The 12,341-nt window shown below is 46.6% G+C and carries 10 protein-coding genes and 1 pseudogene; 9 read left to right on the plus strand and 2 right to left on the minus strand.

Going from position 1 to position 12,341, the window contains the following annotated elements; genetic code table 11:
• Window positions 1–25: 25 nt before the first annotated feature.
• The gene (locus tag A2621_01895; protein ID OFW90115.1) at window positions 26–2,260 is read right to left on the minus strand and encodes a copper-translocating P-type ATPase; all 2,235 of its coding nucleotides are present in this window, start codon (window positions 2,258–2,260) and stop codon (window positions 26–28) included.
• 277 nt (window positions 2,261–2,537) lie between these two features.
• Between A2621_01895 and A2621_01900 the strand changes: the two genes are divergently transcribed.
• Entirely contained in the window at window positions 2,538–4,328 is a 1,791-nt protein-coding gene (locus tag A2621_01900; protein ID OFW89642.1) for a 30S ribosomal protein S1, read from the plus strand.
• A gap of 285 nt (window positions 4,329–4,613) precedes the next feature.
• On the opposite strand, the pseudogene A2621_01905 reads toward A2621_01900, so the two are convergent.
• Window positions 4,614–5,635, minus strand: a pseudogene (locus tag A2621_01905) (hypothetical protein).
• A gap of 257 nt (window positions 5,636–5,892) precedes the next feature.
• On the opposite strand from A2621_01905, the gene A2621_01910 reads away from it, so the two are divergent.
• From A2621_01910 to A2621_01945, 8 genes are all read left to right on the plus strand, one after another.
• A complete protein-coding gene (locus tag A2621_01910; GenBank protein ID OFW89643.1) occupies window positions 5,893–7,083 on the plus strand; it encodes a hypothetical protein in 1,191 nt (396 codons plus the stop codon).
• A 79-nt stretch (window positions 7,084–7,162) separates the two neighbouring features.
• Window positions 7,163–8,359, plus strand: coding sequence for a phage portal protein (locus A2621_01915; GenBank protein OFW89644.1), 1,197 nt, complete (start codon window positions 7,163–7,165; stop codon window positions 8,357–8,359).
• Window positions 8,343–8,882, plus strand: a complete 540-nt coding sequence (locus A2621_01920; protein OFW89645.1) for a hypothetical protein — start codon at window positions 8,343–8,345, stop codon at window positions 8,880–8,882. Before A2621_01915 ends, A2621_01920 begins: the two co-directional genes overlap by 17 nt.
• A gap of 155 nt (window positions 8,883–9,037) precedes the next feature.
• A complete protein-coding gene (locus A2621_01925; protein ID OFW89646.1) occupies window positions 9,038–10,171 on the plus strand; it encodes a hypothetical protein in 1,134 nt (377 codons plus the stop codon).
• A gap of 188 nt (window positions 10,172–10,359) precedes the next feature.
• A complete protein-coding gene (locus A2621_01930; GenBank protein ID OFW89647.1) occupies window positions 10,360–10,950 on the plus strand; it encodes a hypothetical protein in 591 nt (196 codons plus the stop codon).
• On the plus strand, window positions 10,947–11,294 hold the full coding sequence (locus A2621_01935; GenBank protein OFW89648.1) for a hypothetical protein: 348 nt from the start codon (window positions 10,947–10,949) through the stop codon (window positions 11,292–11,294). The genes A2621_01930 and A2621_01935 overlap by 4 nt, the downstream gene beginning before the upstream one ends.
• Window positions 11,291–11,686 (plus strand): hypothetical protein, encoded by a 396-nt coding sequence (locus A2621_01940; protein ID OFW89649.1) that lies wholly within the window; start codon window positions 11,291–11,293, stop codon window positions 11,684–11,686. Before A2621_01935 ends, A2621_01940 begins: the two co-directional genes overlap by 4 nt.
• Window positions 11,687–11,804: 118 nt before the next feature.
• Window positions 11,805–12,311 carry a hypothetical protein gene (locus A2621_01945; GenBank protein ID OFW89650.1) on the plus strand — a complete coding sequence of 169 codons (507 nt, stop codon included), beginning with the start codon at window positions 11,805–11,807 and terminating at the stop codon, window positions 12,309–12,311.
• The last annotated feature ends 30 nt before the right edge of the window (window positions 12,312–12,341 follow it).

A 12,341-nucleotide genomic window follows, 5' to 3' on the forward strand; every position in this document is an offset into this window, starting at 1 on the left:
TATAAAGAGAGAAAAAATACTAGGATTAAGCCTTTTGAGAAAGGGGTGCCTTTGAAAGTCTCAGTGCATTAAGAATGACTGAAACAGAACTCAAAGCCATAGCGGCACTTGCAATCATAGGATTTAGAAGGAGCCCAAAGAAAGGATATAATATGCCGGCTGCTATTGGAACTGATAAGATATTATAAACAAAAGCAAGGAAAAGGTTTTCACGAATGTTTCGCATCGTAAATTTACTTAAATTTCTTGCTTTTATAATGCCCTTTAGATCTCCTGAGAGGAGGCTAATCTTTGCATTTTCTATGGCAATGTTGGTTCCTGTAGCCATGGCTATTCCGACGTCTGCTTGTGCGAGAGCTGGAGCGTCATTTATCCCATCTCCGACCATGACTACTTTATGTCCTTTGTTTTGAAGAGAACGAATAAATTTATATTTATCTGCAGGTAATACGCCGGCCTCTACATTGGTTATTCCTAGTACGTGGGCAACTGATAAAGCTGTTGTTCGATTGTCTCCTGTGAGCATAAAAATTTGTAATCCCATTTTCTGAAGTTGAGCGATCACTTCTTTCGCAGCAGGTTTGATACGATCTGTAACAGTTATGAGCCCCTCAATTTTATTATCTATGGAGAGAAGCGTTACAGTGTGCCCTTCTTGTTGGTAGGAATGGACTTTATCTGTGATCGTTTTAGTGTTGATATTAAGGCCTTTCATAAGCTCTATATTTCCAAGAGCTATTTTATGATTTTTTATTTTCCCCGTTATTCCTTTTCCAGCTAAATAATGAAAATGAGTATAGGGGGATAATTCTATTTTATCTTCTTGGGCTTTCTTAATCGTAGACATAGCCAAAGGATGTTCACTCCCCCGTTCCAAGCTTGCAGCAAAGCTCAATATTTCTTGTGTCGTAAAATCATTAAAAGAGATAATAGTCTCAACACTTGGTTTACCTTCCGTAATTGTCCCTGTCTTATCTAAAACGAGAACGTCTGCTTTTTCCATACTTTCTAAAGCTTCGGCATTTTTGATTAAAACGCCCTCTCGTGCCCCTAATCCAGTTCCAACCATAATAGACATAGGGGTTGCAAGCCCTAATGCACAAGGGCATGCAATAATCAAAACTGCTGTACTTGTTAAGAGCATATGCCCCATTTTAGGGTCTGGACCCCATATATACCAAGAGAGCGCCGTTATAAAAGCAATACCTATCACCGCAGGAACAAAATAAGAGGAGATAACATCTGCTAATCGTTGAATAGGAGCACGCGTTCTTTGTGCCATCGCAACCATATTAATAATTTGGGAAAGAACGGTATTGATTCCTACTTTTTCAGCTTGCATTGTAAAGCTTCCTGTCCCATTGAGGGTTCCTCCAATGACAAAGTCTTTGGGGCCTTTTTCAACTGGAATGGCCTCTCCTGTTATCATGGATTGATTGATACTACTATTTCCCTCCAAAATGAGACCATCTACGGGTATTCTTTCTCCAGACCGAACACGAAGAATATCCCCAACATGAATGGAAGATACGAAGACATCTTCCTCGCGTCCATCCGGATACACTTTTCGTGCCGTAGAAGGCGCTAATTCTAAAAGGTGACGGATTGCACTACTCGTTTTAGAGCGTGCTGTAAGTTCAAAAACCTGACCGAGTAAAACCAAAGTCGTAATAACAGCTGCTGCTTCAAAATATACATCCAATTTATAAGGCACGTTCATCCAGCTGCGCAGAAAATTAGGGGCTATTGTTATAAGCGAGCTGTATCCATAAGCAACACCAACTCCAAGAGAAATGAGCGTAAACATATTTAGACTTTTATTTAAAAGAGATTCCCACGCACGAGAGAGAAAAGGCCATCCACACCAAAACACTACAGGTGTTGCAAGGATGAATTGTATCCAATTAAAAAGTGGATTTGACGTTATTGTATGAACCCATGCTTCTCCTAAAAAATGAAGGCCCATATTTCCTATTAATAAAGGAACAGATAGCAAAGAAGCCACCCAGAAACGAAGCTTCATATTGTGCAATTCACTTTCATCTTTTTCTGTATGAGAAAGGCTTTCCGGCTCTAAGCTCATTCCACAGATGGGGCAATTTCCAGGGCCTTCTTGCCGTATTTCTGGATGCATGGGGCATGTATATATAACAGGGGAATTAACTTTTTCGTTTTGTGTGTTTTTGAGAGATTTATCAGAATGACAACACTTTTTGGAAGGAAAGAGATTTTCTTTTTTTATCTTCTTCTTACGGGGCATCTTTTGAGGAATATCCATATGATCTTCTCCTTTTTATCATTTCCGCACTTCCCTATTGTTATTCCCGCGGAGACGGGAATCAAGTCTTTCTTACATCGATCATGCAGAAGTTTCTTCTGAGCCCCCGAGAAGCACACTGATAAAAATCAAGCCAAACACAACAATTCTCTTGAAAAATAAAGAAAAATCTTATAAGGTGTGGGCGATGTTTTTCGTCAGGCTTCGGCTGTAAAAAACGACAAAGCATCATATCTTTTAGAAAATCAAGGTTATTTATATGACAAAAAATTCATACGCGGAAAACTTTTTAGAACTTTTAGACGAATCCTTTAAGGCTCAGTGTCGGGTCGAAGGAACCGTCGTCAAGGGGACCATCATCGGACAAGATAAGGATGCCTTTGTGATTGATGTGGGATTAAAATCAGAGGGACGCATTCCAACGCGTGAGTTTGGATCGTCACGGGGAGCCGATCTAAAAATCGGAGATGTGATCGATGTTTTCGTCGAGCGCATGGAAAATCGGGAAGGAGAAATCGTTCTCAGTCGTGACAAAGCCCGTCGGGAAGCCGCCTGGGAAGAACTCGAAGTGATGCATAAAAAAGGCGAGCATGTGACAGGGGTGATCACCAGTCGCGTGAAAGGGGGATTCACCGTGGATCTCTCCGGTGCTACGGCCTTTTTACCAGGAAGCCAAATTGATGTGCGCCCTATTAAAGACACAAACTCTTTAATGAACATTGAGCAACCTTTTGTTATTTTAAAGATGGATCGCTTGCGGGGTAACATCGTTGTCTCCCGCCGTGCCATTTTGGAAGAATCCATGGTGGAAACACGCAAAGAACTCATGTCAACCATCCAAGAAGGCAGCATCCTCGAAGGCGCTGTGAAAAACATCACGGATTATGGAGCGTTTATCGACCTCGGGGGGGTAGATGGATTGCTTCACGTGACAGATATTTCTTGGTCTCGGGTCAATCATCCGTCAGACGTTTTCCAAGTGGGGGACATTGTAAAGGTTATGGTTATTAAAATTAATGAAAATAACCGTATTTCCCTCGGGGTAAAACAACTTCAAGATGATCCTTGGAAATCCATCGAAAATAAATATCATGCTGGTATGGAAGTGGATGGTATCATCTCTAACATCGCAGATTATGGGGCGTTTGTGGGATTGGAATCAGGGATTGAAGGCTTAATTTATAATACAGAGTTAAGCTGGACAAAGAAAAACGTTCATCCCAGTAAAGTTGTGTCCATTGGTGACAAAGTTAAAGTACGCATCTTAGAAGTTGATAGAGACAAGCGTCGTATTAGTCTTGGACTAAAGCAATGCACCCAAAACCCATGGGAGAGCTTTGCTGAGAAGTACCCAGAGGGTAGCATTATCGAAGGGGAAGTCAAAAACTTCACCGAGTTTGGCTTGTTCGTAGGGCTTGACGGAGATATTGATGGCATGGTTCACATCTCTGACCTTTCTTGGGACAAACCAACGGAAGAGGCAGTGACTCAATTTACCAAGGGTCAAAAAATCAAGGTCAAGGTTCTAGATGTCTCTGCTGAGAAGGAACGCATTAGCCTTGGGATCAAACAGCTACAGAAAGATCCTTTCGTTGACGCCTCGGCAGATGTGAAAATGGGCGAAGTGGTGACGTGCACCATCACCAACATTTCTGATCGCGGCTTAGATGTTGTCACAGAAAAAGGGGCAACCAGCTTTATTCGTAAGGTTGATTTGGCCAAAGATCGTTCTGAACAACGTCCGGAACGGTTTGCCATCGGTGAGAGAATCGATGCTCAGGTAATGAGTGTGGATGCGAAATCAAGAAAGGTTACTCTTTCCATTAAGGCCCGGGAAGTGACCGAAGAGCGTGCTGCCATGGCAGAATATGGATCGTCTGACAGTGGGGCTTCTCTAGGAGACATTCTAGGGGCAGCCTTCGATCTCGGAAAAATCCAGAAAGCTAGCCAAAAAGCTGAAGAAGGCACAGAAGCCGCTGAACCGAAGGCAAAGAAATCTGCCGTTAAGAAGGCGCCTGCTAAGAAAACGAAGGCGGCAAAAGAGGACTAAAGTCCTTTTTTCGTCTGAAATAAAAAAGAGGGCATCGCCCCTCTTTTTTGTTTTTCTTGATAGTGTCTCATTTTCTTCCATCACAAACTGAGACACTGTCGTCTTCTATTTATCCTCTCTAATTAATTGAGAAAGGATCATATAGTTGATCGGATTGTTCAAATTATTTTGAAGAATTATGTAAGACTCTTCATTCACATTTACGTTCACGACAATTAGCCGTATTTGTCCTGCAAATCCAACATTTTCTTTCTATAAGATTTTTATTTTTTTTTAACTAGCATGTTATTTGTTATTCTCTAAATTCTCTTCCAATTCTTCCTTAAATTCTTCTTCATCTGGCAGAGCTTCTTTGAGTTTTTGTTCCAACTCTTTATTGAGTTTATATTCCGACACTCCCAAAGGTCTCTTTATCCCATCTAAAGAATATTTGACCGTAACATTTCGTTTGTCCCTACACAGGATAATCTCGATGCTTGGGCTATCGGTTGGATGACGTAGTGTGTTGTCCACAAGGTTTAAATAAAAATTCATTTTCCCCGCATGCTCTGGTAGAAATTTTCCTGCCTTTAGCTCGATAATGACAAAACAGCGTAGTTTGATATGGTAGAAGAGTAGGTCTAAAAAATAGTCTTCTCCTTCTAATTCTAAATGGTATTGATTTCCTACAAAGGCAAAACCTTTTCCGAGTTCTAAGAGAAAATCTTTTATATTATCTGTGAGAGCTTTTTCGAGAGATCGTTCCTTGATGTTGTCCTCGATATTTAAAAACTCTAAATTATAGGGGCTTTTTATTAACTCGTGAGATAGGTCTGATTGGGGGGAGGGAAGGGCCTCTTTAAAATTTGTGATGGCTTTTCCCTGTCGTTCATACAATCCGCTTTCTATTTGATGGACTAAAACATTGCGAGACCAACCGTTTTCTATGGTTTTGTGAGCATACCACAGTTGTTCTTCGTCCTTAGTTTTTTCTAATAAAGCCAGATTATGATACCACGTAATTTGTGCAAGGGGTGCTTGCACAATTTGAAAATCTTTCCATCTGTCTGCAAAAGCTCTCATATATTTAGGTTAGTGAGAGAAAGACCTTTCATCTCAGGAAACTCCTTTCTTAAATCTTGGGAAACTTGTTCGAGTATTTTTGCTCCCCACCCTTCTTTCTGCTGCATTTCTAGAATTTGATTCCCTATCTTCCAATAAAGAAGAACGAGCTCTTTGTTGACAGAAAGATTCGCTTTTATTCGTGCTTGAGAGATCTCCTTTTTGAGAGTTTCTATGTAGGTCTTATACGAGAGATCCATTGTCATATTATGTTGCTCCTTAATTTTGTGTGGACTATAGTACGATTTGTATTGTTCATCAATTGTGCTGGAATCGAAGGGACCTGTTTTAGAACTGACCCACGAACTTTTTCTTGACTTATTTAAAAAATTATTTTAGAAGGGTCGACATAATCTATTCTTCTTAATCAAAAAGATCTTTCTTAATAGCTTTTTTTAGTATACCAGCTTACTCTTGTTTTATGTACAAGGGAGAGATGGTTCTTTACAGGTTAGTGTGACGCATGAAAAATGGGCAAAAACTTATATTTCCCTATGCGCTTGTGTTTTATGAAGCGGTTCTTTATTTGGCAAATGATATGTATTTGCCAAGCCTGCCGAGAATCGCGCGGGATCTCGGTACTTCCCAAGACATGGTCCAATATACTCTGTCGTTGTGGTTTATGGGCACCTGCAGTTTGCAGATTTTCTTGGGGCCTCTCTCTGACCGGTTTGGTCGTCGACTCATCTTGGTGTGGGGGGCCGTTCTGTTTTTTGTCAGCACCTGTTTTTGTGCTATGGCAGACTCCATCGAAATGCTTTTGGTGGCGCGATTCTTCCAGGGGTCTGTGGTGGGAACAGTGACGGTGGCAGGCTATGCGGCTATTCACGAATTTTATGACAGCCGTCGCACTGTCCAATTGCTATCCATCATGGCGTCCATTATTATTTTAGCCCCCGCTGTGGGACCCATCTTGGGAGCTTGGGTGATAGAGTTTTATTCTTGGCGGGTCATTTTCTTTGTGCTCGCTGGATGGGGCGCTTTGGGGGTTGTTGGTCTTTATTTCACTATGCCTAAAGGAGGTTCGAGACGAAAAATCCGCATCAAAGGCGTGATAGAAGATTATAAATCTTTGATGAGGAACAGCTCTTTCTTGAAATACGCTTTGGGGTTTTGTTTTATCCTCAGCTCGTTCTTCATTTGGATTGTGGAGGGGCCTTTTGTGATTATTGAGGGGCTCAAGTTAAGTCCCACCGTTTTTGGCTGGATGCAACTTTTTGTTTTTGGCTGTTTTGGGGTGGGGGCGCAGATTGCCAAAATTCTTATTAAAAAGCGTCCTGTGTCCGAACTTGTGCGATTGTCCATCCTTGTTACCCTAAGTGGCGCTGGGTTGTTCGTGTGGATGAGTCTCATGATGAGCACCCATTGGGTGTTGATAACGGCCGCCGTTATGGTGATTTCGCTGGGGGCGTCCATGGCTTTTGGCTCTTTGAATCGCCTGGCCATTGAAGCCAGCACGGTGACCATGGTGAATCGAACCGCCGTTTTCTCTTTGTTGGTAAGCGCCATTGGTACGCTGGCTTGTTTTGTCATGACGCTCTTTAATAACCACACGTTTTTGAACTTATCTTTTGTAATGACTGCTTTTCTGATCTTGGGGGCAGCACTGATCTGGCCGGGATCGAAAAGAATCCGATTCTTGGAAGACGCTTAAACTGACTGACAGAAAAAAAGATCACCCCTCAAACCCTCCTCACCGAGGGTTTTTTTATGTGTAAAGAAAGGAGACTTGAATGTTGAACTGGAAAACGTTGATGGGATGGAGAAAAGAGAAACCCTCTGCGAAAGACCTCGCGTGGGTGCAGGGAGGCCGACCCATGGGGGCCTCGCGCACCTACACTCGATTGGCAGAGGAAGGGTACGAGCGCAATGTGATTGTTTACAGATGCATCAACCTCATTGCCAAAAATTTGGCCATGCCTCCTTGGATTTTATACGAGGGAGATCGCGAGGTAGAGCGGCACGTTTTGGCGGACCTCATAGAAAACCCCAACCCCTTGCAAACGCGCACCACGTTTCTAGAATCTCTGGCCAGTTATTTGCTGCTCGACGGCAATGTGTATGTGCAAGCTGTGGGGGAGGAAGGTGTCCCTCGTGAGCTTTTTCTTTTAAGGCCCGATCGGGTGCAGATTATGGCGGGGGACGGTACTCTGCCGCGGGGATATGTGTATCAGGTGGAAGGCAAAAAATCCTATTACCCGGTAGATCCCGAGACGGGGGCATGTGCCATTCTGCACCTCAAGTTATTCCATCCCAGCAATGATTGGTATGGCCTGAGCCCCATTCAGGCGGCAGCGGCAGCTATTGATCAACATAATGCGGTGGGGAGTCATAATCTTTCTTTGCTGCGCAATGGGGGACGACCTTCTGGTGCCTTGGTGATGCCAGGGAATGAGGGTTTGACGGATGAACAACGGATGCAGCTCAAAGAAACGGTGCGAAATCTCTATCAAGGCTCCGAGAATAGCGGGCAGATTTTGGTGCTGGAAGGCGGCATGAAATGGTGCGAGATGGGCCTCACCCCCAAGGACTTGGATTTCATGGCGGGCAAACATATTTCCACCCGCGAAATTGCCCAGGCCTTTGGGGTGCCCTCCATGTTGGTGGGGGTGCCGGGAGATAGTACGTTTTCGAACTATCGTGAGGCTCGATTTCATTTGTGGGAAGACACCGTCTTGCCCCTCCTCCACATGGTGATGGAGGAAATGAACCGGTGGATTGTGCCGGCGTACGGTGAGCAGTTAGCCTTTGCTTATGATGCAGATCAGATTCCCGCTTTGGGATGCCGGCGTGAACGGCTGTGGAACCGTATTCAAGATGCCACCTTCTTAACGGTGAATGAGAAGCGATCTGCCCTGGGGTATTCGCCCCTTCTAGACGGAAACAATTTAGAAAACATAGAAAGGAAACACAATGATTCAACAAGATAAAAAACTGACTCTAAAATCCACCACAGACGCCGGATGGTTTTCGGGATATGCGAGCGTTTATGAGTGCCTAGATCTCCACAAAGATATAGTGGCTAAGGGTGCCTTTACAGAGACGCTCAAAGGGGAAGAATGGCCCAAAATGTTGTGGCAGCATGACCCAGCGCATCCCATCGGTCGGTGGGAGAAAATAGAGGAAACAGAGGAAGGTCTTTATGTGGAAGGGCGACTGTTTTTGGAAATTGAAAAGGCGCGCGAGGCTTTTGTGCTGCTGTGCGAGGGGGTTTTGAATGGTCTCTCCATCGGGTTTCAGGTGGAAAAATCCCGCCGGCTTTCCGGGGGGAGGTTGTTGGAAAAAGTGCGCCTTTATGAAATTTCACTGGTGACGTTTCCGGCGAATGGGAATGCCCGGGTTCTGACGGTGAAGAACCAAGATTTGTGTGCGGATCTTTTGGAAAAAGTGCAGCGCTTGCGGGAATCCATTTCCCGTCACTGCGAAGAAATCCGTCAGGATTACTGTCTATAAAAGCTGGATCGCGTGTGATCAGCTTTTCAAGCCTCCTCGCGATGACGGGAGTGGGGGACGGCAGAAAAATGAATAACACCTTTCCCGAATAGGGAAAATCACGGGCCAGATTTTCTGGCCTTTTTTTTATCCATCAATATGAAAGGACAATATCCATGACACTAGAAAAACTATCGACAAACATCGACGCGTTGGAAAAAGGATTCCAACAGTTTCAATCCACCCAACAAGGGCGCTTGGAGAAGCTGGAACACAAACTGTCCGATCTGCCGCTCTTTCGTAAACAGATGACCGCCGATCGGCGTCCAGAGGTGTCTCTCAAATCAACGCTGCCCCAAGGCAGTGCGACAAAAGCCTTCGAGGCGTATGTGAGAGGACATACCGATTGGGATGTAAAGGCGCTCAGCACGGGGGAGACGCCCGGGTCGTACCTCATGCCGGAGGTCATCCAAGAACGCATCTCGAAAGACCTTCAGTCAGGCAACTCGTTCCGGTCTGTGGCGCGGCAGATGAGTGTTTCGGGGGGCAGTGTGGACGTGATTGTGGATCGTGACTTGCCGGCGGTGGGATGGGTCTCGGAAATGGAAGCACGACCTGAAACTGCGCCTCCTATTTTAGAAAAAATCCGCATTACACTGCAGGAACTCTATGCCAAACCAAAGGCTACCCAGAAACTATTGGATGATGGAGCCATTAACATCGAGGATTGGCTCGTGCGTAAGGTGACCGACAAGATGACTCGTATCGAAAATGAAGCCTTTATCTTGGGCAATGGTGACGGGAAGCCCCGGGGGTTCCTCAGCTATGAGATGGGAGACGAAGCCACTTTCGGGCGACTGCAGCACCACAAAACTGGAGAAAATGGGGCCTTCGGAGACGATGGCGCCGATGTGCTGGTGGATATGGTGGCTTCGCTCAAAACCGAGTACCAATCAGAAGCTGTCTGGATCATGTCGCGCTCGGCACAAGCCGCGGTGCGCAAACTGAAAGAATCCGAGACGGGGCAATACTTGTGGCAACCGGCGCTGGGGGAAAAACCTCTGCCCACGTTGCTTGGGTATTCCGTGTATGTGCTGGATGAAATGCCGGCGCTTTTGCCGGGAATAGCTAGCTGCTCCCTCGCCTTTGGAAACTTTAAGGAGGGCTATCAGATTGTGGAAAAACCTCAGATCAACGTTTTGAGGGATCCCTATAGTGCCAAGCCCTATGTGGAGTTTTACATCACCAAACGCGTGGGCGGAGACGTGATCGATTTTGATGCCATTAAGGTATTGAAGTTCGAAGCCTAATCCAACCCCATCTTTTTTAATCAAGACCCAAAAGAGAGGCATTCAGCCTCTCTTTTTTTTAACCAACATATAGCTAGAGCCATTTAAATTGAGCATAGGCACGACGCAGCGAAGCGTAGTCAACCTACGTGAGTGAGGAGTAACGCATGATCAATTTATAAGGGATCGGCTATAACAGGAGAGACTCAATGAAAACATCCGTATTAGACCACCCAAAGACAGAACCCGTTTCCCTTCTAAAGGCGAAAACGTTTTTAAGAATAAATCATACCCACGACGATGAGCTTATGCCCCACCTGATCACCACGGCTCGGCAAATTGCTGAGACATATACGCGTCGTAAATTTATTACGCAACGCTTGGTCTCGGTACTGCCGTTCCGCCCCAATCACAGCAAGAAAGCAGGACTGCAGCGCGTGTGGGCATCAGGAGACCGGTATGCCCTCTTTCTACCCCGTGGTCCCGTGCAGAAAGTGGTGGAAGTAGAGATCATCACGGAAGAGGGCGAGACGTTGCCCGTTTCGTACCACGGGTACCATGTGAATCATCATCGAGACCCCGCGTTGCTGGTGGTGGATGACCGAAACGGCTGGGGGGTGCGTGTCACCTACGACGTGGGATATGGCGATCGAGCCGTAAATGTGCCGGCGCCCATCCGTCAGGCCATCTTGCATATGGTGGTGGAGATGTACCAAAACCGCAATGTGCTGGAGGCTCGCTTGATCCGCAGCGTGACGCCTTTCTTGGCGCCCTATCGGTTGATGGGAGATATGCTATGACACAGAAAAAACAAGGCTGCGACGCGCTGACGGAACTGGTGTTCTTAGAGCAACTCTTTCAGGAATCCGATGGAGAAGGGGGACTCACCTCCGAGTGGCGACCGGTGGAGTCCTTGTGGGTCAAAATTGAGGCCCAAAAACCGGGAAGCGTGACCGAGCGGTGGCAAGGAGAACGCCCGCACTTTGCCGCGCGATATTGGGTATGGATCCGGCAAGAGCAGGTGCTGCCGCCGATTTATCGGCTGCGGTGGGAGAAGGGGGTGTTGACCCCCCTCTCCGCTATGACGTGCCTTGCGGGGGAGGAATGGCAAATGGTTTTGACTGAGCAAGAGGAGGTATCATGAAAAGTGACTATGGCGTGATGGGGGCCGTTTACCAGGCGTTGTCGGGGAGGGAAGGGACGCTCAAAATTTTCCACTATGTCCCCCAAGGGGTGATGCCCCCCTATGCGGTGCTGGAGCTCATGGCGTTGGAGCGGGGGAACTCCCTGCCCCCGCCCCACTTTCAAACCCGAGGTGAGATGACGGTTCGCGTGTGGAGTGCCTATGAGGGCCTCGCTGAAGTGGCGGAGATCGTGGGCGCGCTCAGTATCTTTTTTGACGGGAAAAAACTGGACCTCCCTGAGGGTCAAGCGTGGTTTGATGTAACAGAGAGGCGATTTTCCGCCCAGCAGTCGAGCGCTAAGAATCCGTGGCGAGAGGGAAGTGTAACGCTGCGATTTGTAGTGCGACGATAATTTTTAACAGACAAGGAATATCCATGAGAAAAATAATCACATTTCAGACGTACTGGGGTGCGATCTCTCCTGCCTTGCGGCGGTGGTACCGGTTGCCCAGATGGTGGAGGGAGCGGCCATGACACAAACGCTTCTTAAAATTCAGGGAGCTGGCATGCCGCCCGTGATGCTGGACCAGTGTACACAAACCCTGGAAGCGATGCCGCTGGGGGGCCTTCACCGCACGGTGAATGGTGAGCTTATTTATACGGGCGTGCCGGGGAGGATGAAGTACCGCACCGTGTGCTCGGGCACGGGCAATGGGACCCCGGGCTTGGATGCCCTCAAACGAGGGGATCAAGTGACCGTGCACTGTATCCAACGGTTGTGGCAAGAAGCGACGGGGGAGCGGACGATACTCTCCCGCCCTGCTGTGGTGGGGACGGTGCTGGTGATGGACGAAAATCGGCAGGCGGTGGCGTTTACCATGAACTCCCCTTCCGAGGTGGCGGTGACACCTCCCCTCTCGCTTCCGTTGTATCTGAGTTATTGCCCCGTTTTGATCACCCGTGTGGGGGAGATTAAATTGAAAGCACGGGAATGGGACGGGGGGCAAGAGTGGCATCTCGGGATGGAAGAGGTTTAGAAAGGATGGGTGTTGACAGGAGCGGAGCTC

The organism is Alphaproteobacteria bacterium RIFCSPHIGHO2_01_FULL_41_14 (genome assembly GCA_001767855.1).
Classification (GTDB): domain Bacteria; phylum Pseudomonadota; class Alphaproteobacteria; order UBA7879; family UBA5542; genus 2-01-FULL-41-14.

What these genes read in the sequence shown, in the direction of transcription:
- A2621_01895 (OFW90115.1), bottom strand. Translation starts at nt 2,260, where the DNA reads ATGCCCCGTAAGAAGAAGATAAAAAAAGAAAATCTCTTTCCTTCCAAA.
- A2621_01900 (OFW89642.1), top strand. Translation starts at nt 2,538, where the DNA reads ATGACAAAAAATTCATACGCGGAAAACTTTTTAGAACTTTTAGACGAA.
- A2621_01910 (OFW89643.1), top strand. Translation starts at nt 5,893, where the DNA reads ATGAAAAATGGGCAAAAACTTATATTTCCCTATGCGCTTGTGTTTTAT.
- A2621_01915 (OFW89644.1), top strand. Translation starts at nt 7,163, where the DNA reads ATGTTGAACTGGAAAACGTTGATGGGATGGAGAAAAGAGAAACCCTCT.
- A2621_01920 (OFW89645.1), top strand. Translation starts at nt 8,343, where the DNA reads ATGATTCAACAAGATAAAAAACTGACTCTAAAATCCACCACAGACGCC.
- A2621_01925 (OFW89646.1), top strand. Translation starts at nt 9,038, where the DNA reads ATGACACTAGAAAAACTATCGACAAACATCGACGCGTTGGAAAAAGGA.
- A2621_01930 (OFW89647.1), top strand. Translation starts at nt 10,360, where the DNA reads ATGAAAACATCCGTATTAGACCACCCAAAGACAGAACCCGTTTCCCTT.
- A2621_01935 (OFW89648.1), top strand. Translation starts at nt 10,947, where the DNA reads ATGACACAGAAAAAACAAGGCTGCGACGCGCTGACGGAACTGGTGTTC.
- A2621_01940 (OFW89649.1), top strand. Translation starts at nt 11,291, where the DNA reads ATGAAAAGTGACTATGGCGTGATGGGGGCCGTTTACCAGGCGTTGTCG.
- A2621_01945 (OFW89650.1), top strand. Translation starts at nt 11,805, where the DNA reads ATGACACAAACGCTTCTTAAAATTCAGGGAGCTGGCATGCCGCCCGTG.